The organism is Pseudoalteromonas sp. SWYJ118, assembly GCF_015864505.1.
In the GTDB taxonomy this organism is placed as follows: domain Bacteria; phylum Pseudomonadota; class Gammaproteobacteria; order Enterobacterales; family Alteromonadaceae; genus Pseudoalteromonas; species Pseudoalteromonas arctica.
Map to the genome: position 1 here is coordinate 101,945 of NZ_JADYXC010000003.1, position 23,156 is coordinate 125,100.

Annotated in this window: 22 protein-coding genes; 14 read left to right on the top strand and 8 right to left on the bottom strand. The window is 37.6% G+C overall.

The features are described from left to right. The first annotated feature begins 63 nt into the window (after window positions 1–63). From I6F48_RS04920 to I6F48_RS04980, 13 genes are all read left to right on the top strand, one after another. Window positions 64–687 carry a sigma-70 family RNA polymerase sigma factor gene (locus tag I6F48_RS04920; RefSeq protein WP_010552978.1) on the top strand — a complete coding sequence of 208 codons (624 nt, stop codon included), beginning with the start codon at window positions 64–66 and terminating at the stop codon, window positions 685–687. Further along, window positions 680–1,360 (top strand): ChrR family anti-sigma-E factor, encoded by a 681-nt coding sequence (locus tag I6F48_RS04925; protein WP_197118945.1) that lies wholly within the window; start codon window positions 680–682, stop codon window positions 1,358–1,360. The genes I6F48_RS04920 and I6F48_RS04925 overlap by 8 nt, the downstream gene beginning before the upstream one ends. Window positions 1,361–1,368: 8 nt before the next feature. Continuing rightward, on the top strand, window positions 1,369–2,322 hold the full coding sequence (locus tag I6F48_RS04930; RefSeq protein ID WP_007580711.1) for a YbgA family protein: 954 nt from the start codon (window positions 1,369–1,371) through the stop codon (window positions 2,320–2,322). Then, window positions 2,322–3,716: a deoxyribodipyrimidine photo-lyase gene (gene phrB / locus I6F48_RS04935; RefSeq protein WP_197118946.1), complete on the top strand. Its 1,395-nt coding sequence runs from the start codon at window positions 2,322–2,324 to the stop codon at window positions 3,714–3,716. Before I6F48_RS04930 ends, phrB begins: the two co-directional genes overlap by 1 nt. 1 nt (window position 3,717) lies before the next feature. After that, entirely contained in the window at window positions 3,718–4,146 is a 429-nt protein-coding gene (locus I6F48_RS04940) for a nuclear transport factor 2 family protein (protein ID WP_007580706.1), read from the top strand. 2 nt (window positions 4,147–4,148) lie between these two features. Next, entirely contained in the window at window positions 4,149–4,859 is a 711-nt protein-coding gene (locus I6F48_RS04945) for an SDR family NAD(P)-dependent oxidoreductase (RefSeq protein WP_007580704.1), read from the top strand. Next, window positions 4,856–6,112 carry an NAD(P)/FAD-dependent oxidoreductase gene (locus I6F48_RS04950; protein WP_197118947.1) on the top strand — a complete coding sequence of 419 codons (1,257 nt, stop codon included), beginning with the start codon at window positions 4,856–4,858 and terminating at the stop codon, window positions 6,110–6,112. Before I6F48_RS04945 ends, I6F48_RS04950 begins: the two co-directional genes overlap by 4 nt. Next, window positions 6,105–6,842 carry a DUF1365 domain-containing protein gene (locus I6F48_RS04955; protein WP_197118948.1) on the top strand — a complete coding sequence of 246 codons (738 nt, stop codon included), beginning with the start codon at window positions 6,105–6,107 and terminating at the stop codon, window positions 6,840–6,842. The genes I6F48_RS04950 and I6F48_RS04955 overlap by 8 nt, the downstream gene beginning before the upstream one ends. 37 nt (window positions 6,843–6,879) lie before the next feature. Further along, on the top strand, window positions 6,880–8,142 hold the full coding sequence (locus I6F48_RS04960) for an SAM-dependent methyltransferase (protein ID WP_197118949.1): 1,263 nt from the start codon (window positions 6,880–6,882) through the stop codon (window positions 8,140–8,142). Then, complete coding sequence (locus tag I6F48_RS04965; protein WP_007580697.1) at window positions 8,120–8,620, top strand: DUF2878 domain-containing protein; 501 nt, start codon at window positions 8,120–8,122, stop codon at window positions 8,618–8,620. The genes I6F48_RS04960 and I6F48_RS04965 overlap by 23 nt, the downstream gene beginning before the upstream one ends. 54 nt (window positions 8,621–8,674) lie before the next feature. Beyond that, window positions 8,675–9,163: a chalcone isomerase family protein gene (locus tag I6F48_RS04970; protein ID WP_165725497.1), complete on the top strand. Its 489-nt coding sequence runs from the start codon at window positions 8,675–8,677 to the stop codon at window positions 9,161–9,163. A 1-nt stretch (window position 9,164) separates the two neighbouring features. Continuing rightward, complete coding sequence (locus I6F48_RS04975; RefSeq protein WP_024592211.1) at window positions 9,165–9,704, top strand: DUF3833 domain-containing protein; 540 nt, start codon at window positions 9,165–9,167, stop codon at window positions 9,702–9,704. A 210-nt stretch (window positions 9,705–9,914) separates the two neighbouring features. Further along, window positions 9,915–10,190, top strand: a complete 276-nt coding sequence (locus I6F48_RS04980; protein WP_002962474.1) for an HU family DNA-binding protein — start codon at window positions 9,915–9,917, stop codon at window positions 10,188–10,190. A 92-nt stretch (window positions 10,191–10,282) separates the two neighbouring features. On the opposite strand, the gene ilvN is transcribed toward I6F48_RS04980, so the two are convergent. Both ilvN and I6F48_RS04990 read right to left on the bottom strand, forming a co-directional pair. Continuing rightward, on the bottom strand, window positions 10,283–10,780 hold the full coding sequence (gene ilvN, locus I6F48_RS04985; protein ID WP_007580691.1) for an acetolactate synthase small subunit: 498 nt from the start codon (window positions 10,778–10,780) through the stop codon (window positions 10,283–10,285). Then, on the bottom strand, window positions 10,780–12,507 hold the full coding sequence (locus tag I6F48_RS04990; protein WP_197118950.1) for an acetolactate synthase 3 large subunit: 1,728 nt from the start codon (window positions 12,505–12,507) through the stop codon (window positions 10,780–10,782). Before I6F48_RS04990 ends, ilvN begins: the two co-directional genes overlap by 1 nt. 489 nt (window positions 12,508–12,996) lie before the next feature. Between I6F48_RS04990 and I6F48_RS04995 the strand changes: the two genes are divergently transcribed. Beyond that, window positions 12,997–15,993: an immune inhibitor A domain-containing protein gene (locus tag I6F48_RS04995; RefSeq protein ID WP_165728003.1), complete on the top strand. Its 2,997-nt coding sequence runs from the start codon at window positions 12,997–12,999 to the stop codon at window positions 15,991–15,993. Between the two features lie 57 nt (window positions 15,994–16,050). Here I6F48_RS04995 and I6F48_RS05000 read toward each other — a convergent pair whose 3' ends face one another. The 6 genes from I6F48_RS05000 to I6F48_RS05025 form a co-directional block, all read right to left on the bottom strand. Next, the gene (locus I6F48_RS05000) at window positions 16,051–17,058 is read right to left on the bottom strand and encodes an isocitrate dehydrogenase (RefSeq protein ID WP_007580684.1); all 1,008 of its coding nucleotides are present in this window, start codon (window positions 17,056–17,058) and stop codon (window positions 16,051–16,053) included. A gap of 206 nt (window positions 17,059–17,264) precedes the next feature. Then, window positions 17,265–18,953: a hypothetical protein gene (locus I6F48_RS05005; protein ID WP_197118951.1), complete on the bottom strand. Its 1,689-nt coding sequence runs from the start codon at window positions 18,951–18,953 to the stop codon at window positions 17,265–17,267. Window positions 18,954–18,964: 11 nt separating this feature from the next. Continuing rightward, window positions 18,965–19,348 carry a DUF3192 domain-containing protein gene (locus tag I6F48_RS05010; RefSeq protein WP_024591078.1) on the bottom strand — a complete coding sequence of 128 codons (384 nt, stop codon included), beginning with the start codon at window positions 19,346–19,348 and terminating at the stop codon, window positions 18,965–18,967. 69 nt (window positions 19,349–19,417) lie between these two features. Continuing rightward, on the bottom strand, window positions 19,418–20,191 hold the full coding sequence (gene xni / locus I6F48_RS05015) for a flap endonuclease Xni (RefSeq protein WP_024609155.1): 774 nt from the start codon (window positions 20,189–20,191) through the stop codon (window positions 19,418–19,420). A 10-nt stretch (window positions 20,192–20,201) separates the two neighbouring features. Next, window positions 20,202–21,545, bottom strand: a complete 1,344-nt coding sequence (gene ppnN, locus I6F48_RS05020) for a nucleotide 5'-monophosphate nucleosidase PpnN (protein ID WP_197118952.1) — start codon at window positions 21,543–21,545, stop codon at window positions 20,202–20,204. A gap of 65 nt (window positions 21,546–21,610) precedes the next feature. Beyond that, window positions 21,611–23,146 (bottom strand): GGDEF domain-containing protein, encoded by a 1,536-nt coding sequence (locus I6F48_RS05025; protein WP_007580677.1) that lies wholly within the window; start codon window positions 23,144–23,146, stop codon window positions 21,611–21,613. Window positions 23,147–23,156 lie beyond the last annotated feature (10 nt).

Consider the following 23,156-nt stretch of genomic DNA (forward strand, 5'->3'; position numbering starts at 1 on the left):
ATGATCCTAAATTAATTATTGCCCGTATTACTTAATACAAAAGCAATAACGGGATAAATTATTATGGTAAGTCAACAACAGTCACCACGTTGTGAACCTAATACAGGTAAGTACACTGCCATGCCAGAAACGCCGAGTAAAGAGCTCATGCAAGCGCTTATAGATGTTGCGCAATCACGCGATAAAAAAGCATTTTCCTATTTATTTGAATACTTTGCGCCAAAAATTAAACGCTTTGGAATTAAGCAGTTTGGTGTTGAAGCGCAAGCTATGGAGCTTGTGCAAGAGACACTAACGTCAGTTTGGCGTAAAGCACATTTGTATCACAGTGAAAAAGGTGCGGCGACTACGTGGGTTTATACCGTTATGCGTAACGCTTCATTCGATATGCTTCGTAAAATGAAAAGTAATAAAGAAGAAAATATAAGCGAAGACATTTGGCCGTTATTAAACGACTCACAAGATACACATCACGAATACAGTGATCATTTAGAAGATAAGCAAATTAAACGCTACCTCGATAAATTACCTATTGCTCAACGCGAAGTGGTAAGAGGCGTTTATTTTCAAGACATGTCGCAAGAGCAACTTGCGCATCAACTTAATATTCCAGTAGGCACGGTAAAATCACGATTACGTTTGGCCTTGCAAAAATTACGTAATGAAATGGGAGATCAGCATGATTAAACATCACCCGAGTGAAACTTTACTGACACAGTATTGCGATGCATCACTTGCTACATCACTAAGTTTAGCCGTATCTATACATGTAGATATGTGCCCTGTGTGCCAAGCTAAAGTAGCCAAAATTGAAGCAAGTAATGCGGACGCATTATTTAGTGAAGAGCCAGCCAAATTTGAGAAACCTCAAACTGAGCAATCTGAATTACTTGAAGAATTTGAATTAAACGTACTTGATATGATCATGTCTGATGATTCTATCGATGAAGTTTACGAAGTAGAGCCTGTCTCTATTAAAGTGAATGAGCATAACTATCAGCTTCCACGTGCTTTGACACGTATTTCTCATAGCAAATTTACACAAGTTGGTAAGCTGGCACGATCTCGCGTTTCGCTTGATGATGGTGCGCTGCGTTCTAGCTTGCTACATATTGATGCTGGTGGCGAAATTCCTGAGCATACACATACCGGATTTGAAGTTACTTTACTACTAGACGGTGAGTTTAGTGATGAAGATGGTAATTACGTACCAGGCGACTTTATTTGGCAAGATGGTAGTCATCAACATACACCTTTAACGAAAGATGGATGTTTATGCTTTACAGTTGTCAGTAGTGCGCTACATTTTAATAAGGGCTTCAGCAAGTTACTAAATCCAATAGGTAATTTGATTTACTAAGAGAATATATGCACACAGATATAATAAAAATAGGTATAAGCGCCTGCTTAGCAGGCGAAAAAGTTAGATTTGACACAGGACATAAAAAGTCAAATTTTTGTATGGATGAGCTAGGTAAACACGTTGAATACACACGGTTTTGTCCGGAAGTAGCTGTTGGTTTACCGATACCTCGTCCAACTATTCGCCAAGTTAAAGTGGGCGATACTATTAAAGTATGCCGCCCAGATGGCACCGGCGAAGTAGGCCAACAACTTACTGAATATGGTAAAAAAGTTGCTACTGAACAAGCTAAAGAATTAAGCGGATTTGTATTTTGTGCAAAAAGCCCAAGCTGCGGCATGGAGCGCATTAAAATATACAATGAAGCAGGAACAGGTAATACCTCAGAAGGCGTTGGTTTTTTTGCGGAGCAAATAATGAAGCACAATCCATTATTGCCATGTGAAGAAAACGGACGTTTAAACGACATGCATTTACGTGAAAACTTTGTAATGAGAATTTACGTATTTAAAAACTGGCAAAAATTAGTACAAGAGCCGCTTACGGTTCATAAGCTTACTCAATTTCACTCTCAGTATAAGTACTTGTTGATGGCTCATAACTATCAAGCTTATCGTGATTTGGGTAACTTGCTGGGGACTTATGTAGGTGACGATATAAATGCAGTTGCTGATGAATATATTTTAGGTTTGATGACGGGTCTTAAAAAGCCAGCTTCTCGCAGAAATAATTGCAACACGCTAATGCATTTACAAGGTTACTTTAAAACTGATTTATCGAAGGTTGAAAAACAAGAACTTCGTGATGCGATAGATGAATACCGCGAAGGTTTGGTGCCATTGTATGTACCACTTACCTTGTTAAAACATCATTTGAAGGTTCACCCAAATGAGTACCTTGAAAAACAAGTGTTTTTTAACCCTTACCCTCACGATTTAAAACTACGATTTGGTATTTAATGGATACATTATTTTGGTTTAGGCGCGATTTGCGCCTTTTTTCTAACGAAGCGTTAATTCAAGCGCTAAACAATGGCGCTAAACACGCCATTTTTTTTGTGTCTGAAAAACAGTGGCAACAACACCAAACTGCGCCTATTCAGATTGACTTACTCAAGCGCCGAGCTACTTATCTTCAATCTCAGCTTGCTGATTACGGCATTACTTTACATGTTATTGAAGCGCCTAGCTTTTCTGATTGTACGCGTGAGCTTATTGATTTTTGTAAATCAAACGATGTAAAACACGTAATTGCTAATACAGAATATGAGCTTAATGAAGTAAACCGCGATAAAGCAATTTTGCACGAATGCGATGAGCTTTCAATTACTTTTACTTTGTACGAAGGTGATTTAATTGCACCTGTTGGAACGGTTAAAAACCAAAGTAATGAAATGTATAAAGTGTTTACTCCATTTAAGCGAGCATGGTTAAAGCAGTATCAAGATACACACTTTAGTTTGCCACAATGGCCTTTAACTTCTGACCCTATTGAGTTTGACGAGAGTGATTTACTAAAAAGTGATGGATGCTCAGATAAGTGGCCGGTTGACGACGAAACACTCTCAACCGTAGTTGATAATTTTATATGTGACAAACTTACAAGCTACGACGATCAGCGTGATATACCCAGCGTAAAAGGCACATCAGGTTTAAGCCCGTATTTAGCATTGGGTATTGTAAGCACAAAACAGCTTCTTATTAATATTCAGCAGCGTTATCCTGATATTTTAACTACGTCAAAAAGTAAAACGTTTACGTGGATTAACGAGCTCGTTTGGCGCGAATTTTACAGGCATTTAATTGCTGAATTTCCGAAGCTTTCGCGCGGTGATAACTTTAACGAAAAGTACAACGCCGTAGTGTGGCGTAAAAGCGAAAATGAATTTACAGCATGGTGTGAAGGGCGTACAGGTTACCCGTTAGTGGATGCTGCAATGCTACAACTAAAGCAAACCGGTTGGATGCACAATCGTTTACGTATGGTTGTTGCGAGCTTTTTAACTAAGCATTTATTAATAGACTGGCGCGAAGGTGAGCGCTTTTTTATGCAGCACCTAATTGATGGCGATTTAGCCTCAAATAATGGTGGTTGGCAGTGGGCTGCAAGTACCGGGTGTGATGCTCAGCCTTACTTTAGAGTTTTTAATCCTATCAGACAAAGCGAGCGCTTTGATCCAACGGGCAAGTTTATCCGTAAGTATTTGCCAGAGCTTGAAAACGTGCCAGATAAACACATTCATTTTCCACACACTTATTTAGCCGCAATAGGTAAAGATAAGGAATGTTACTGGCCAGCAATAGTTGATCATAAAGCGGCACGAGAACGTGCACTTGCTGCATTTAAGGTGTGATATGGATAACCAGTTACCAGTAGATAAATTTGTTGAAATATACCAACAGCTTGATAGCACTAATCTTGATTTATTGAGTGATATTTACTGTGACAACATACAGTTTATAGACCCAATGCACGAAATTAATGGCATTGTAGAATTGCGCAGGTACTTTGCTAACTTATACAGCAATGTTAAGCATTGTCAGTTTGATATTAGCGATTCGTTTAATAGCGGAAACAATGCTTTTATTTATTGGACTATGCACTATGCACATCCAAAGCTTTCATCAGGTAAAACTATTTCGGTAGAAGGTCATAGCAAGCTTATTTTTGAAAATGGCAAAATTATCAAGCACAGAGACTACTTTAATGTGGGCGAGTTGCTGTACAAACATATTCCTTTACTTGGTAGTGTTATAAAGCTAATTGATAAAAGGGCAGGTTAATTATGATCACACTTATAACGGGTGCTACTTCTGGTATTGGTGAGCAGTTAGCAATTAAATATGCGCAGTTGGGAGACACTGTTATCGCTTGTGGCCGTAATAGTGAAAAGCTCGCTGAGCTTGCTAAATACGACAATATTCAAGCATGTAAATTTGATGCAACTAACTTGCAAGATATTAAAGAGTCGACAGTTGGCTTTCCTCATTTTGACCGTGTTATTTTAAACGCGGGTAACTGTGAATATATAGATGACGCCCGAAATTTTGATAGCGCATTGTTTGAACGTGTAATAAACGTAAATTTACTCTCTATGGGGTATTGCCTTGAGGCGCTACTTCCTAAAATAAATTCAGGTGGTCAGCTTGTTTTGGTCAGCTCAAGTGTTACCTATCTTGCGCTACCTCGTTCAGAAGCTTATGGTGCATCAAAAGCGGGTGTAAGTTACTTAGCAAAAAGCTTAGCTGTTGATTTAGATGATGTTGATGTAACTTTAGTTCACCCTGGCTTTGTGAAAACTCCGCTTACTAATAAAAATGATTTCCCGATGCCTATGGCCGTTACCGCTGAAAAAGCCGCAGATTATATGATTAAGGGAATACATAAGCGCCGAAAAGATGTTCACTTTCCGTACCGTTTTACACTTATATTAAAAGCATTACGTATTTTACCACTCCCGATTTGGCTTAAAATCGCAAAAGGATTAGCCCGTTGAAAAAAATAGCAATAATAGGAACTGGTGTATCTGGTTTAACATGTGGGCATTTGCTTCATAAACATTACGATGTAACCGTATTTGAAAAAAATGATTATATAGGTGGTCACACTGCAACGGTTGATGTTGATGTGTGCGGCATAAAATACGCAATTGATACTGGCTTTATTGTATTTAATGACAGAACTTACCCATACTTTGAAAAGTTACTATCGCGTATTGGTGTAGATAAACAAACAACGCAGATGAGCTTTAGTGTTCATAACGAAGCCACTGGCTTTGAATACAATGGCCATACGTTTACAAGCCTGTTTGCACAGCGTCGTAATATTTTTAGACCTAAGTTTTGGCGATTATTGTACGACATTGTTAGGTTTAACAAACTGTGTAAAGCACTACATGAAAAAGATGATTACCAGTCTGATCAATCATTAGGGCAACTGCTTAGTGACAATCACTTTAATGACTTTTTTAAATACCATTATATTCTTCCGATGGGCGCGGCTATATGGTCTACCAGTATTAAAGAAATGGAAAATGTAGGCGTTGAATTTTTTGTTAAGTTCTTCTTTAATCATGGCCTTTTAGATGTAACAAACAGACCACAGTGGTATGTAGTACCAGGTGGCTCTCGTCAGTATATTAAGCCACTGATCAGAGGCTTTGCTGATAAAATTAAACTTAATACAGATATTAAATCTGTAACGCGTCAAAATGATGAAGTAACAATAGAGTTTGCCAATGGTGAATTAAGTAAGTTTGATAAAGTAATATTTGCTTGTCATTCAGACCAGGCGCTTGCACTACTTGGTGATGCAACTGAGCAAGAAAAGTCAGTATTGGGTGCAATAGCTTACACTGAGAATTCAGTTGTGCTGCACACCGATACAAACCTTTTACCAGATAGAAAAGCGGCATGGGCAAGTTGGAACTACCTACTTAATAACAACACTGATAAAGCAGCTGTTGTTACTTACCAAATGAATATTTTGCAAGGTATACAATCGGATACACAGTTTTGTGTAACGCTTAATCATCTTGAAGGAATAAACCAGAGTAAAATTTTGCGCGAGTTTACTTATCATCACCCTGTATTTAACCAAGAGTCGATTGCTGCTCAAAAGCTTAAACACAGTATTGATGGACAAAACAATAGTTATTTTTGTGGTGCTTATTGGTACAATGGTTTTCATGAAGATGGCGTACACAGTGGTGTAGATGTAGCCAAGCAACTTGGGGTCGAATTTGACTAGTGCAGTGTATTTAGGCGATGTAAAACATCGCCGTTTTGCTGTTAAAGAACATCGTTTTAGTTACCCTTTGTATATGATGTGGGTAGATTTAAATAATCCTCAACAACTAAATGGTGTGCATAAGCACATAGGTACATCAGGCTTAAAAGCGTTAAAATTTAATGAAGCTGATTATCTTAAAGATACCTCAGAACTTGCGAAACGACCTCTTATTGAGCGTGCGCATGATCAACTTGCCAATTTAGGTATTACTGAAATCTTTTCTCATATTTACATGTTAGGGCAGTTTCGTTGTTTTGGTGTGTATTTTAGCCCTGTTAATTTTTACTTTTTTGGCCACAACGACACCCGTTTTAAGTACATGATAGCTGAAGTGAGTAATACACCATGGAACGAACGTCATTATTATTTAGTCCCTTTAGAAAAAAAAGTGAACTTTAAGAAGGTTTTTTCCGTATCACCTTTTATGAATCTGGATATGAACTATCATTGGCATGTTAAACAATCGCCTGATAAAACATTGATACACATTGAAAATAAGCGAAATGAAGAGTTATTATTTGATGCAACACTTCGCTTGAAACGTAAAGAACTCACTAACGAAGAGATTAATAAGTTGTTTAAACGTTTTCCGGCCATGACATGGTCTATTTTCAAAGGTATTTATTATCAAGCATTAAAGTTGTTTATAAAGCGAGTGCCTTTTTTAGGTCACTCAGGTAAGCCATAAAGCACATAGGTAGTCAGGACAATTAATAGGTATTTTAATGGATAAAGTGTCGAGCTTAAATTGCGAACAAAGCACTAGTTGGTTAACTAATATATATAAAAAATTAGTGACTAAAGCCTTTTCGTCAATTGAAACAGGTCAAGTTGTTTTAATTGAAGGAAATGAGCGTACAGTTTTTGGTGATGTATCGTCTGCGTTAAAAGCAACAGTAACAGTTAATGATAAAGCTATGTATAAAGCGTTTGCGTTATCTGGAAGCGTTGGCGCTGGCGAAGCGTATATTTTGGGACATTGGTCTTGTGACAACTTAACTTCATTCATTGAGATATTTGCTATAAATGAAAAGCAACTTGATGAGTTTGAAAACAAATTCGCATTTTTTAGTAATATCGCACACCGGTTTAATCACATAAAAAACAAAAATTCAGAATCGGGTTCTAAGAAAAATATTGTTGCTCATTACGACTTAGGTAATGATTTGTACGAATCATTTTTAAGTAAAGAAATGCTCTATTCAAGTGCTGTATATCCTACAAAAGAAGCTACACTTGAAGAGGCTCAGCAATACAAGCTTAAACGCATTTGTGAGCAAGTTGAGCTTCAAAAAAATGATTCAGTAATTGAAATTGGTACAGGGTGGGGGGCATTTGCTATATATGCTGCCACACATTACGATTGCCATGTAACAACAACAACCATATCTGATGAGCAACATGATTATGTAGCTAACAAGATTGTTGAACTTGGTCTTGAAAGTAAAATAACATTACTTAAGCTCGATTACAGACTACTAAAAGGTAAATACGACAAGCTTGTTTCTATTGAAATGATAGAAGCGGTTGGTCATGATTATTTGCCGAGCTTTTTCACTCAGTGTGGTGAGCTCCTAAAAGACGATGGCGCCATGCTTATTCAAGCAATTACTATTGGCGATCAGCGTTATAAGCACTACTTAAAAAACTCTGACTTTATTCAGCAGTATATTTTTCCGGGCGGATGTTTGCCATCGCTTAACGAAATGAGTGAGCAGATTAAAAATAATACCGATATGGTTATCCATACTGTTAATGATATTGGCGCTCACTACGCAAGAACATTAGCAGATTGGCGAACTCGTTTTATAAAAAGCTGGCCTGATTTAGACCGCTCTAAATTTGATGAACGCTTTTATCGTTTATGGTTATTTTATTTTGCTTATTGTGAAGGTGCGTTTAGAGCCAGAGCAACAAGTACAGTACATTTAATGGCGCGTAAACCTCGTTTTACTAGTGATAACGATGATATTGCGCTCGGTTACTAATTTTGTTTTATTTCAAGCAGTGTGGTTTTTATCACTGCTGCTTGAAGCCAATTCGCTACTTTTTAGTGGCTTGATTATTGTTTTAATGTTTTGTTTGTCAAAGCAGAAAAAACAAGACTCTTTACTGTTAATTAAAGCCCTACCTTTAGCACTATTGTTAGAATTTATAGCGGTAAAGTTAGGCTTGTTAGAATTTAAAGTTTATCCCTTCCCTCTATGGCTCGTGTTTTTATGGGCTGCATTATTACTTTCTTTGAATACCTCTATGGTTTTTTTGAGTAAATTAAAGCTTTGGCAGGCCTTTTTGGTATGTATGGCATTTGCACCAGCAAGTTATTGGGCTGGAGCGCGCTTTGAAGTAATAAGTTTAGGTTTACCTTTATGGCAATTCTGGCTCGTTTACGGGGCGCTTTGGTCTACAGTGTTTACTGTTATTCTTTTTATAAACCAAAAAATCAAGTTATTCATCAATCGCTGATCTTCCACAATTTCTATTTCGTAACATTACCCATTGACTCAAAGGGAGCTTATTTTGAAATTTTTACTAAAGGCAGTTACTTTTTATTTGCTTACCACTTCAATTGTTTTAGCTAACACACAATTTAATAAAGTAGGCGAAGCACGAATGGAGTATTTATTTTGGGATGTATATGACGCTGTGCTATTTACCCCTTCAGGTAATTACAGCGCAGGAACACATCCTGTTAAGTTTAAGCTTACCTATTTACGTGACTTTGACGCTAAAGAAATAGTAAAAGCAACAAATGAGCAGTGGCAACATCTTGGAAAAGCAGGGCTGGCAGATAAATACGACCGTAAATTGTTGTCTATTTGGCCTGATATAAAAAAGGGTGACTCACTAACATTGGTGACAAATGAGCAAGGTATGAGCACTTTTTATCATAATGATGAAAAAATGGGTGAAATTGATGAACCTCAATTTTCGAGTGACTTTTTAGCTATTTGGCTTGATGAAAAAACCTCTGAGCCAAAACTACGAAAGCAATTATTAGGGAATTAATATGAACATATTAAACACGTTAAAAGCAGCTGTTATGAGCCTCTCGGCTCTACTTTTAATTAGCTGTTCGGCACCAAATGTTGAACATTATAAAAATACATCGCCAAATTTCGACTTTAAAACGTTTTTTAGCGGAAATTTGAAAGCCTATGGTGTTGTACAAGACTTTAAAGGCGAATTGACCCGAAAGCTTGTCGTAGATATGAATGCGACTTGGGACGGTAACCAGGGCGTTATTGAAGAAGACTTTATTTATGATGATGGCGAAACCCAAAAGCGAATCTGGAAAATAACGTTAAATGAAGACAATAGTTTAACGGGGACAGCAGCTGATGTTATAGGTACAGCAAAAGGCAAAAGTGACGGCAGCGTATTTCATTGGAATTATGATGTAGAGCTTCCATACGATGGCAGTACTTTAGAAGTGAATTTTGACGATTGGATGTACCTGGTTACACAATCGCGCTTGATAAACCGCACATCTATTGTTAAGTTTGGAGTCGAGGTCGGGGAAGTGACCTTAGTTATCGAAAAAATATAGCTTATTTACCCAGTTGCTTAACTTGCGCCAAAATTGTACTCAAATTAAGTCTTTGTTAACCCAACACGCTGTATTCTACCGAGAATTATTTAAATTTTACTCATTTTTTAAGAATTTAAGCAAAAAATGCAATTTGCTGTTGCTAACTCTTTAAAAATGCATAAAGATAGGTTTTGCGAAGGCAAAATAATAACGAATAGGAATCTAACAATGAATAAAGCTCAATTAGTTGAAAAAATTGCTACTGATGCAGAAATCTCTAAAGCCGCTGCTACTCGTGCTCTTGACGCGTTTACAGGTGCTGTAACTTCTTCTTTAAAAGAAGGTGATTCAGTAGCATTAGTTGGTTTTGGTACTTTCTCAGTAAAAGAACGTGCAGCTCGCACTGGCCGTAACCCACAAACGGGTGCTGAGATCCAAATCGCAGCGGCAACTATCCCAAGCTTTAAAGCAGGTAAAGGTCTTAAAGACCAAGTAAACCCTTAATAGGTTTAACGAATTAAAATAAAAAAAGAGCTATTTAGCTCTTTTTTTTTATGTTTAATAAAGACATCAATTGATGCCTTTATATTATAAATTTATGCTTTTAAGGCTTTATCGCCTCGGCCAATGCCAACAGCACCAGAACGTACAACTTCAATAATATCGGTTTCATGGCGAAGTGTGTCTAAAAACGATTCTATTTTGTCTGTACTGCTCACTAGTTGCAGGCTATAGCTTTGCCGGCCCATATCTAAAATAACACCCTGGAACACATCAACTACGCGGGTAACCGCTGCACGAGTCGTCTCGTCTTGAGCAAATACCTTAACAAGCAATAACTCTCGCTCAATGTGACTCATTTCTGTTAAATCGATAATTTTAAGCACGTCGACTAATTTGTTAACTTGTTTAGTAATTTGCTCAACGACTCTGTCATCACCCATAGTGGTAATAGTAATACGCGACAATGACTGATCGTCTGTAGTGCCTACAGTTAGGCTGTCGATGTTATATGCGCGCTGTGAAAAAAGCCCGACAATACGCGATAGGGCACCAGGTTCGTTTTCTAATAGAATAGATAAAATACGACGCATTATGCTTTTACTCCTTTACGTAACCACATCTCATCAATGCCGCCTAACTTAATTTGCATTGGGTATACATGTTCTTTTTCATCAACGTTGATATCTAAAAATACCAAACGATCGTTAATGCTCATTGCTTTATCTATAGCCGGTTGTAATTCATCTAATGTATTTACTTGTATGCCTACATGCCCGTAGCTTTCAACTAACTTAACAAAATCAGGCAGTGAGTCCATGTAAGATGATGAATGGCGTCCGCCATAAACCATGTCTTGCCATTGGCGTACCATACCTAAAGAACGGTTATTTAGGGATACAACTTTTACCGCTAAGTTGTACTGCAAACAGGTAGATAACTCTTGAATGTTCATTTGAATAGAGCCATCACCTGTAATACATACAGACTCTTTATCAGGAAAAGCAAGCTTTACGCCCATAGCTGCAGGTAAACCAAAGCCCATAGTGCCTAGCCCGCCTGAGTTAATCCATTGGCGAGGGTGCTTAAATGGATAATACTGCGCTGCAAACATTTGGTGCTGACCAACGTCTGAGCTGATATAAGCATCACCATTTGTTGCTTTGTAAACCGCTTCAATTACAGCTTGTGGTTTAATTTTGTCGCCATCAGTCGTGTTGTAGCTTAAACATTTTTGTTCACGCCAACTGATAATTTGACGCCACCAATCTTCTTGTGCGCTGCGATCAATTTTAATAGGGCTTTTATCAATGCCAGCTTGTAGTTGTTCTAGTACTGTAGCTAAGCAACCTACAACTGGTATGTGCGCTTTAATTGTTTTAGAAATAGAAGTTGGATCGACATCAACATGTACAATGGTGGCATTTGGACAAAACTTTTTAACATTATTGGTAACACGGTCATCAAAGCGTGCACCAAGTGCTAAAATCACATCTGCATTGGCCATTGCTTTATTAGCTTCGAGCGTACCGTGCATGCCAAGCATACCTACAAAATTTGGATGCACGCCCGATATACCACCCAGCCCCATTAAAGTATTTGTAATAGGTGCATTTAACGATTCAACTAAATGCGTTAATTGCTCTGATGTATTTGAAATAACAATACCGCCGCCAGAGTAAATAACCAGTTTTTTGGCTTCTAAAATAGTGGTAACGGCTTTACGAATTTGTTTTGAGTGCCCTTTAGTATTAGGGCTGTATGTTCTTAGCTCTGTTGTTTTAGGAAATTCGTATTCAAACTTAATAGCAGGGTTAAGCATATCTTTAGGAAGCTCAACTACAACAGGTCCAGGACGACCTGTACTGGCTATATAAAAGGCTTTAGCTAAGATTGTTGGGATTTCTTTAGCACTTCTACAGTTAAAGCTGTGTTTAACTATAGGGCGAGAACAGCCAACAATATCAGTTTCTTGGAATGCATCGTCACCAATTAAACTTGTAGGCACTTGGCCTGACAATACAACCATAGGAATTGAATCCATGTAGGCCGTTGCAATACCCGTTATACAGTTTGTAGCGCCAGGGCCTGAGGTTGCAAGTACAACACCAACTTCGCCTGTAGCACGAGCATAGCCATCAGCCATATGCGTTGCAGCTTGTTCATGACGAACTAATATATGTTCAATGTCATCCTGCTGAAAAAGTGCATCATATAAGTCTAAAACCGAACCACCGGGGTAGCCAAATATGTATTTTACCTTTAACTCTTTTAATGCCTGAACTACTAGTTCAGAGCCATTATATTCTTGTTTGCTCATCCTCATTCCTCTGTACGCTTTTTTATGCATAAAAAAACCCCCGCGTAGTGCGAGGGTTTTTAAAAAGCAGTATCACCTTTTAATACATCCCCGCTGGGCTTATAACTAAGACCAGTACGAGTACGACTAAAAGGTTAATTTGTGTGTTCATAGTTTTTACTCTACTTAGCAAAACACTGCTTTTAAATTAAAAATTCTGTATAGGTTTATTTTTAAGGGTTTTGAACCCTTATGTCAACCTTGAAAGTGGTTTTTTGCATTTTAAATTCGTTTTGTAGCTTTTTTTAATTTAAACCTGCAGAAATACTGTATTTAACTGAGTTAACTAGCAGAAATTATGCGTTTTAGGTTGTGTGTTTGATTTTAGTTATAAAAGAGTGTGAAAGACCATTAACTTTTATTGCACATGTTAACTATATGTTTTTATCGCATGTTTAAATTTCTATTATTAGGTATGATTACTACATAATTATGTTTGAGGAAAACACAGTGAAAAAAGTGACGTTAATTGCGCTTTTAACTACGCTATTAAGCCCTATAGTAGCGGCTAATAATTTAAGCCCGCATGATGTTGGTATAACTAACGAAGAACGTATTTTATATTGGCTTAAAAAAAGAGACCAAATATCCTCTAGTGAGTTAGATAGTTCATTTAAGTCATATATGAGTAACAAAGAAGTTGCCAATCACTCAATTAAAAATGGCTTTAGGCGATTTAAATCTTCCTCTACGGATTTTTCAAACACAAATAAAAAACAAGCCGCTTTTTCAACGTCGCTAGTGCCTGATCAAAGCGTTAATGATGTAAAAGTGTTAGCTATCTTAATTGATTTTCCTGACCTCAAACATGACGATGATCGACTTGTACAGCAAGACACCGACATGTTTTACGCTGATTATTCAACTGAACACTATCAGCAAATGCTTTTTAATACTCAAGGTTATGCGGGCCCTGATGGACAAAGCTTATCAACGGCTGCAGATTATTATAAAGCAGCGTCTGGTAATAGCTTAAACTTTAACGGGCAAGTATATGGCTGGGTAACCGCTGATAGTAATGCAAAAACATATGGTGAACGCCAAGGCAGTACGCGTGATAAAAATGCGCCCGCTTTAGTCAAAGAAGCGGTAGAAAAAGCCGTTGCACAATTTAATATTAATTTAGCCGATTATGATTTAACCGATTTAGATGATATTGATGGCGATGGAATTATTAACGAACCCAATGGCATTATTGACCATGTAATGATTTTTCATTCAAGTATTGGCGAGGAAGCGGGTGGTGGCTACCTAAGCACCGACGCTATTTGGTCGCACCGCTACTATGTATTTGATGAAAGTAGCGGGCCGAGCGAGATTGCAGGCAGCAATATAAAGCTCTTTGGTTATACAATTAATCCAATTGATGCTGGGATTGGCGTGGTGGTACATGAGTTTGGGCATGACTTGGGATTATTAGATGAATACGACTTACAATCTAACACGGTAGGTGAGCCTGTCGCGTCTTGGTCAGTTATGTCGACAGGAAGTTGGGCAGGTTCTCCACGAGGCTCAGAGCCTGTTATGTTTAGCCCTTATGCGCTTGAATATTTACAAAATCGATACCAGGGTAATTGGGTTAATCAGCTCACGCTTGATATGGATGAGATAGATGCTAACGCACAGCAAACATTAATTAATACTGCGAGTACTTCACAACTACAAAGCCAAATAAAAATAACACTGCCATCTCGACTCGAAAAATTTAAAACGCCAGTAGAAGGCGATTTTCAATACTATTCAAATACGGGCGACAATGTTAGTAACAGCTTAGTTAATACAGTAACGCTACCAAACACAACTGAGGCACTTACTTTAAGCTTTATTGCTTATTACAGTATTGAGCGCGACTATGATTTAGTACAGGTAAAAGTAAATGGGGAGCCTATTGCTAGTAATTATACGCAAGCAATTAACCCATACTATGGTGACATTGGTCCGTATATATCAGGTGATTCATTTTTTAATAGTGATGCTAAGCAACCTAACGGCTATTTAACTCATAAGTTTGATTTATCAGCTTATGCTGGGCAAATCATTGATCTAAAAATTGAATACATAACAGATGCGAACACACATTATTATGGTTTTGTTGTGGATGATATGCGTATTGTGCAAAGTGATACTTTAATTTGGCAAAATAATGCACAAGATCAAATTAACACCGAGTTTAATGGCTTTGAAAAAATAGGTAGTTACACATATGCATCGCCATCACATTACTATTTACAATTGCGTTCATACACAGGCGTTGACAGTAGTTTGCAAGCAGAGCAGTACTCACCGGGATTATTATTGTGGTATAGCAATGAATCTCAAGCAGATAACAACACGACAGAGCATCCAGGTAGTGGTTTTGCATTAGTGGTAGATGCTGATCAGCGCTCGATAAATAAAGGCAGTACGCAAACTCCGGCTGCTTCAGCAATTCAAATTCGTGATGCTGCTTTTAGTTTATATCCACAGCGAGCTGGATTAGGTGATGATGATTTATCTGCTATTACAGAGTTTACTGATAAAACCGACTATAGCTTTTCAGCGCAACAGTCATCGGGCGTTGCCCTCCCACAGGTTGGCTTTGGGTTTAATATTATAAGCCAGTCAGCTGATAGTGAAGATATAGAAGTAGAGCTTAATTACGATGTTACTAAAGGTATTAATTTTACCAAAACAGGTTTAATCGTTAATTTTAATGTAGAAGGTTTTGCACTCACGCCTGCGGATAAATTCACGTGGAGTTTTGACGATGGTAGCTCAAGCACAGAGTTAACGCCTACTCATGAATATCAAGACTATGGCACCTATAGCGTTGAGTTTATGGCAAGTAATGATACTTCACAGCAAGTAGCTATAGCTCAAGTTACATTAGTTGAGCCATTATCTGTAAATGAAATTGAATATGAAATAAACCAAGGAATATTAACAGCTCAAGCTTCGTTTACAGGTGGAGTCGCACCGTATACCTATAATTGGCAGCTAGGGGATGGAAGTACTTTAACGACGCAATCGCTCACTTATAATTATTTATACTCTGGTGATTACCAAGTAACGCTTACAGTGACAGATAACGAAGGCACGGAGCAAACTAAAGCGGTTGATGTAACGGCAACTGTTCCGCTTAGCATAGACGCAAACGTTACAGTAAATGATTTAAGCGCTCAATTTAATGCGCAAGTAACTGGCGGCTTTAATAGTTATACTTACAGTTGGGATTTTGGTGATGGCAGTGCGGTATCAAACTTACAAAACCCAAGGCATACTTATCAGACTGGCGGTGCATTTAGTGTAACGTTGAATGTTACTGATACTCAAACAAATGATACTTTTACTAAAGAGTTATCTCTTACAGTGCAAAAGCAACAAAGTAGTTCGGGTTCAAGTGGCGGATCATTGGCAGGTTTATTAGTGTTATTACTTTTATGCTTACCTAGGATAAAGCGCAGCTAGCAAATAAAAAAAAGCCCGCTAAATTAGCGGGCTATTTAAATTAATAACAAATATTAATTATAAACGGTCAATTACTGATTGAGTGAAATCAGTTGTACCGTGGCTGCCGCCTAAATCGCGAGTTGTACGGTCGCCTGATTTAATTACATCAGCAACAGCACTACGAATACGCTCTGCTGTATCGCCCATATCTAAATGCTCAAGCATTTGGATAGACGCTAAAATTACAGATGTTGGGTTAGCTAGGTTTTTGCCAGCAATATCTGGTGCACTACCGTGTACAGCTTCAAAAATTGCAGCGTCTTCACCAATGTTAGCACCTGGAGCCATACCTAAACCGCCAACTAAACCAGCACAAAGGTCAGATAAAATATCACCAAATAAGTTAGTCGTAACAATTACGTCAAACTCTTCAGGTGTCATTACCAGTTTCATACACGTTGCATCAACAATCATTTCATTTGATTCAATTTGTGGGTAACGCTCAGCTACTTCACGTGCTACTTTTAAAAACAAACCAGATGTTGATTTTAAAATGTTAGCTTTATGAACAGCAGTTACTTTTTTACGACCTTCACGTACCGCTAGCTCATATGCAAAAGTTACGATTTTTTCTGCGCCTTCACGCGTAATTATCGATTTTGCTTCTGCTTCATTACCGTCTTCACTTACTATTTGGCCTGCACCTGAGTACATACCTTGCGTATTTTCACGAATAGTAATGATATCAATATCGTCGTAACGCGCTTTAGTGCCAACAAATGATTTAACAGGGCGTACGTTAGCGTATAAACCAAATTGCTTACGAAGTGTTACGTTAATAGACGTAAAACCTTCACCTACAGGCGTTGTTAATGGGCCTTTAAGAGTGATTTTGTTTCTAGCTATTGTATCAACCGTGTCTTGTGGAAGTAACTCACCTGTTTTTTCAAGTGCAGCTAGGCCAGCATCAACAAATTCATAATCAAAGTCGCAACCTGCGGCTTTTAATATTTCAAGTGCTGAGTCGATAATGCTCGGACCGATGCCGTCGCCTTTGATCACTGTGATGGTTTGTTTGGCCATTGACTTTTCCTTTAAAGAGTTTGATTTGCACATAAATTATTACCCTGAGAGAGTAATCGCTTGTTAGATCATTTATGTGAACGTGCTTGAAAATTTAAGGGCGCATTTATATCAACTTATCACCCATTTTGCTAGTTTATACAAGAAATACTGGGTATACACCAAAGTTATAATGGGTATAAAGACGTTAAATAGGTTTCCATAAATTAAATACAATTAAATAACGCGAGAGATTCTAATTTTTGATTAAAATCAGTTGGGTTTTGCCAATTTAGTATTTTCAGTTGTTCGTTTAATGTTTGCAGTTGCCACGCTGTTAGCGCAAGTTCTGGTTTAAAAACACTCTGGGCAACAATTTTAAGTGTGATCCAGAGTTTATGAGAATCAGTTAAGTGTTTTTTAGGTGTTTGCTCTGCTTCTAAAAGTGCCGTTGTCCATGGGTTGTCACTTAATAAATGAGTAAGCTGTTGCGTTAGTTGCTCGTTATTAATTGAATCTACTCCAAAAAATGAGCAAATAGGGGCACTCAATGTTTTATTTGGTGTGTCGTCAATCAGCGTTTTACGAGAAAGCTGTGTACTGCATTGCGTTAATAAAAAATGAGCATAAGCATATAAAGGTAATGTAATGTGTTCAAACTGGTCGTGTTTATTTTTACTGACTAATAAGGCCATTATTTTCACTAAACCATTTAATCTGTTAGTAACGTAGGCTTGCAGAGGGTGTGGGGTAACATTAACTAATTGCTCAAAAACAACTCTTTGAATTATCGCAGGTGCATTATAATAACCGACCATCGATAAACTATGCTTTAAGTCTTTAGCGGCCTGATGCTCCTTATTATAAGGTTTTACTGCCTCACATAAATTAGCAACTACCTGAGGGTGAGCCGCCATTAGCTGGCTTAGCCCTTTATAGCTATATTCGTGCTGTGACTTAATATTACTTATTAGTTCAAGTAAAGACTGTGCTTTATCAACGCCAACCACACTTTTTGACTTAACATGTTCACTGTTAAACACTTTAAAGCTAATGGTTTTATCAGCGCAATGCCATTGTTTTGGGTTGTCGTTAAGGGTTGCTTTAACGCTAAACCAAGCCAATTTATTTGGATTAGCGGTACTAATTAAAATATGTTTTTGCTGCGCATCAGTCGCTAAATAAATCATGGTTTGCTCGGCATAAAAAACGCGGCTTCCCGGTAACAGTGGCCCCAAATGAGCTATAAGTGATTTGATTAGCTGCAGTGCAAACAAATTTGGTGTGCGAATATACAAGTCAGTAAGTGCTTTAAATAAACTCATGTGTTTATTAGCCGTATTACTAGTAATGTTCATACTAATAATATTTGCTAAAGCAATTAGTGTTATGCCCCCATCGTAAAGCATTATTTTAGGAGCACTTACCAATGCTTGTTTATATTTACTTAACTTAGCTAATAATTGCGTAACGGGTTTGGCAGAATCGCCACTGGATAACATTACTTTAGCAGCTAACTGATGACGCATTTTCCATATGTTTTTATCAGAGTCTTGAAAAGGTGTTTGCTCACAGAGCTTGTTTAATTGCGCTCCAACACATAAATGCTCGATGAGTGAAGCCGCTATGTATAGCTCGCTTAGGGCATTGTTATAGTGTTGAGATTTACAAAGTGCAGCGGTTATTACACTCTGGCTAACAACTAAGTTGGTGGCATAAGAATAATTAGGATTATAAAGTGTTAAACGAGCTTGTAATGCGAATGGCTGTTCGCTATAGAGCACTCTATATTGCTCAGCTAGCTTACTTGCCATGGGGTATAAGGCTGTCCATTTTTGTTTATTGTTATAATAGCTTAAAAACAGCTGCGTATTATTAAGCAGCTGCTCTAAAGTAGTTGAAACAGCTTCATCCATTAAACCTTCACCTAATTTTGTTCTTGATATTTATTATATGCACTAGGACCCCATAAAAATAGCTGCCCATTTTTAAATAATAACCCAGTACATTCATCCATAGTGGTTATACCGTCAGATGTTTTATGCTGTGTACGGTAAAAAACTATCTGAAATACCTGTTCACCATCTCGTTTGGCATAAGTAAGGTCGGGGCTGCCTAAATAATCAAGCACAGTATTTAGTGTTGTTGGCTGCTCAAGTGATAGTTTTTCGATATAACGTTTATTAAAAGCTTCTCGGTCTTGCCAGATCATAGCCTGAGGATCGTCTTTATAAAAGGTGATCACCAACGCTGCTATCAGTGCATATAGCCCTAAACCTAAGATTAAATATCGGATAAATTTTTTCAATATGGTTTACTCTGACTCCGGTAACTAATAATAGTATACGTTTTGTAATGTTTAGAGGCTATTAACTTGCGACTAATTAAGTCTTAACTGCTTTAAACTAAAGCCTAAATTTATATCGGTGCGTAAACTAACCAAGTGCTTTGAGATTACGTACATATCCATATTAGCGGCTAACTTTGCTTTAATACTCGGGCTTAGAGACTCATCTTCGGCCGCATGCTCAATTGAATTATAGTTATTAACTATTTGCTGCGCAGACTTAGTACCTATTCCTTTTACTCCCGGAATGTCATTTGTTTTATCACCAGCCAAAGCCCAAAAATCAACGAGCTTATTTTGCTCAACACCAAAACGCTCTTTTATACTTGTCTCATCTAAATAGAGTTTTTTAAAGTAATCATAAACTGTAATGTAGGGGCCTATATAGGGTAAAAAGCCTTTATCAGTAGAGACAACAGTATTAGCTATTTGATTATTTGATGCCTTAAACGCAAGCGTTGCAATAATGTCATCGGCTTCATCGTTAATAGGCTCAAATACAACAATACCGGTTTCTTCTATTGCGGTTTTAAAGTGCTCTAAGGCATCTTTTAGCACTTGAGGCATTGGGGCACGGGAGTGTTTGTAGTCTTTATAAAAATGATAACGCCAGCTTTTGTCACCATCAAATACCGCAATCGCATGGGTTGCATTACTTGTATCTAAAAGCTTTTTGCACGCATGAGCTACACGTGCACAGCACGTTTGTATCATTTGTTCATCGCTGTGATGTTTTTGATTAGCGTCAACGGCGTAAATGCGCCTAATTAAATTAAGCGCATCAATAAGAAGTAAATGGGGTTTCAAACTATAAAACTCATGCTTTTATTTTGTAACACGGAATGTATTTGCTGCCAGGGAGTTTCATACGGCCTTGATCAACAAATGCTTGTAATAACGTATCCATATTTTCCATAAGGGCAGGCTCGCCACTTAAAATGTATGGACCGTTTTGCTTAATGGCTTTAACGCCTTCGTCTTTTACATTTCCAGCTACAATACCTGAAAAAGCTCTGCGTAAATTAGCCGCTAATAACTGCTTTGGTTGATCAAGATGTAAATCAAGACTTGCCATATTTTCGTGTGTTGGTGCAAAAGGTTGTTGAAAATCGTTATCGATTTTTAACGTCCAGTTAAAGTAGTAGGCATCGCCTTCGCTTTTACGGTAATCACGAACATTGGCCATAGCCGATCTTAGCTTTTGTCCAACTAACTCAGGATTATCAATAATAACTTCAAACTTATCTAATGCTTCTTTACCAAGCGTCATTTCAACAAATTCACACAGCTCTTTAAAGTACGCTTCACTTTCTTTAGGGCCAGTTAAAATAACAGGCAAACATTGTTTGGTGTTATCTGGATGAAGTAATATGCCTAATAAATATAGTAATTCTTCTGCAGTACCTGCACCACCAGGAAAAATGATAATAGCGTGAGCTGTTCTTATAAAAGCTTCAAGGCGCTTTTCAATGTCAGGTAAAATAACTAATTCGTTAACAATAGGGTTTGGTGGCTCTGCAGCAATAATGCTTGGCTCTGTTAGGCCCAAGTAACGGTTATTGGTATTGCGCTGTTTTGCATGGCCAATAGTGGCACCTTTCATTGGGCCTTTCATGGCACCAGGGCCACAACCAGTACAAATATTTAATCCACGTAAGCCCAGTTCGTAACCTACTTGTTTTGTGTATTTATATTCAACTTCGTTTATTGAGTGTCCGCCCCAGCATACAACCATACTTGGCTCGCTATTAACACGCAATGCACCTGCATTTCTGAGCATATCGAATACCATATGAGTAATGGCTTTTTGCTCTTTTAAATCTTTTTCGTATTTTTGACAAATAAACAAAATATCGCGAATAACAGAAAATATATGCTCGTGAATTCCGGTAATTATTTCGCCATCAACAAATGCGGTTTCGGGTGGGTTTTCAAGCTCAATTTTAATGCCTCGTTCGCGGCTTACTAAACGAATATCAAAATCTTTGTATTTGTCGTATATATCGCTACTTTCGTCGGTATGGCTACCTACATTAAGCACTGCTAGTACGCAGTTTTTAAATAACTTATAACGCTCACTAGCAGAAGATTGCTCTAATAAATCAACTTCTAATTGCGACAGTAAATCTAAAACCCCAGTTGGGTTTAACTGTATTAACATAGACGTTCTCCTTACTGCTAAATCGTAAAAAACTACTTGTCATAAAATTTATAATGGCTATGACATTATTTACTGGTACAAAGTCTATCTCGTCCTGAATTTTTGGCCTCGTAAAGAGCATCATCTGCTCGATCAAATGCCTTTAACAGAGTATCGCCTTTTTTAAACTGAGTTGCACCTACCGAAATAGTGATCTCAATTTGTTTTTCTCTAAATTTAAAAGGTATATTTTTAATTACCTTTCTTACTTTATCCAGAGGTAATGTTGCGTTTTCAAGCGACACACCTGGCATTAACAATACAAATTCTTCACCGCCGTAACGCGCTATAAAATCGGACTTTCTTACCGATTTTTGCAACGCTTTTGATATAACCTGTAAGGTAATGTCACCTGCGGTATGGCCAAATCTATCATTGATAGATTTAAAGTGGTCAACATCAATAACCGCAAGCGTAACATCTGATGGCTGCACATTAAACAAATGCATTTCGTGATTGTAACGTTCATCAAATGCAGCTCGGTTAGGCAGTTTTGTAAGCCCATCAAGTAAACTTTTAAAGCGCTGTTCGTTTAAACGTTTTTTATACGTTGTTAACTTATCTTCTAAAGTAACAATTCGTTTGTTTATTTCACTAAAGCTAGTGCTAAGCATTTCTCTATCTTTTCGTTCTAACTTTTCTTTTGCTAGAAAATCTTCGCTTAGTGATTTTAATTCGTTATCTACAAGTTCTTTTAAAGATGAGATTGACGTTGCTTTTTGTGTTTGTTCGTTGAGGTTTTTTATTTTTAGTTCAATGCTTTTATTTAACGAATCAAACTCAATACTCATCGATTCTGAGTGTCTACTAGTAGAGACAATAGAATTATGTAGATCTTCGAGGGTTTGATTTAATGAAACTAAAAAGCTTTGTGCAGATTTACGCTCTTTGCTAATGTTTTTTACTACGACTTCAATTATGTTAATCGCAACATCGAGTAATGCGTCGATGGTGTCACTTTCCGTAATATTATTTTTTATACTATTAATTTGTAGTGTAGCTTCTTCTTCAAGTATAAGTTCGTTAGCTAGCTCAAGTAGTTTTTTTGCACGAGCTTGTTTTACAGGGCGCTGATTATCGGCTTGAGGGTCTTGCTTAGTTAGCAATGCTTCATGATAAAAGAGAATAAGTTGATCAAGTAGCGGAATATAGCCATGGGTTGACTGAACGTTATTAATCTCTTGATCGAGTAAATTTCTCAGGGCTCTGCGAGTATCGTCAGGTAAACCTTTAGTTTTTTGTAACTGTTTACCTGCATTTTGTACACTGTTGAATAAATCACGTTGCTGAGCTTGCTGAATCGATTCTTGATTTTTAAGTAATATCAAAGTTTCACTAACAAGGGGGGAGAGGTCTTCAAAGCTCATACCTTTATTGAGTGCACTTCTAAATTTAGCAAGGCGATTATCTAACTCAATATCAAGCCCTTTACAGCTTAGCGAAAGTTTAGCTGCAAAGTCGCACAAAATATCCACTTGATGTTTGCGTGCACTCTCAATAGCCATACGAGCATCAATTGCTTGTTTGAGTTTTTTATCTGTTGGATTAGATCTTTCAGACACCTAAGCGTAC

Coding starts and splice junctions, on each gene's coding strand:
- I6F48_RS04920 (WP_010552978.1), top strand. CDS start 64: ATGGTAAGTCAACAACAGTCACCACGTTGTGAACCTAATACAGGTAAG.
- I6F48_RS04925 (WP_197118945.1), top strand. CDS start 680: ATGATTAAACATCACCCGAGTGAAACTTTACTGACACAGTATTGCGAT.
- I6F48_RS04930 (WP_007580711.1), top strand. CDS start 1,369: ATGCACACAGATATAATAAAAATAGGTATAAGCGCCTGCTTAGCAGGC.
- phrB (WP_197118946.1), top strand. CDS start 2,322: ATGGATACATTATTTTGGTTTAGGCGCGATTTGCGCCTTTTTTCTAAC.
- I6F48_RS04940 (WP_007580706.1), top strand. CDS start 3,718: ATGGATAACCAGTTACCAGTAGATAAATTTGTTGAAATATACCAACAG.
- I6F48_RS04945 (WP_007580704.1), top strand. CDS start 4,149: ATGATCACACTTATAACGGGTGCTACTTCTGGTATTGGTGAGCAGTTA.
- I6F48_RS04960 (WP_197118949.1), top strand. CDS start 6,880: ATGGATAAAGTGTCGAGCTTAAATTGCGAACAAAGCACTAGTTGGTTA.
- I6F48_RS04965 (WP_007580697.1), top strand. CDS start 8,120: ATGATATTGCGCTCGGTTACTAATTTTGTTTTATTTCAAGCAGTGTGG.
- I6F48_RS04975 (WP_024592211.1), top strand. CDS start 9,165: ATGAACATATTAAACACGTTAAAAGCAGCTGTTATGAGCCTCTCGGCT.
- I6F48_RS04980 (WP_002962474.1), top strand. CDS start 9,915: ATGAATAAAGCTCAATTAGTTGAAAAAATTGCTACTGATGCAGAAATC.
- ilvN (WP_007580691.1), bottom strand. CDS start 10,780: ATGCGTCGTATTTTATCTATTCTATTAGAAAACGAACCTGGTGCCCTA.
- I6F48_RS04990 (WP_197118950.1), bottom strand. CDS start 12,507: ATGAGCAAACAAGAATATAATGGCTCTGAACTAGTAGTTCAGGCATTA.
- I6F48_RS05000 (WP_007580684.1), bottom strand. CDS start 17,058: ATGGCCAAACAAACCATCACAGTGATCAAAGGCGACGGCATCGGTCCG.
- I6F48_RS05005 (WP_197118951.1), bottom strand. CDS start 18,953: ATGGATGAAGCTGTTTCAACTACTTTAGAGCAGCTGCTTAATAATACG.
- ppnN (WP_197118952.1), bottom strand. CDS start 21,545: ATGTTAATACAGTTAAACCCAACTGGGGTTTTAGATTTACTGTCGCAA.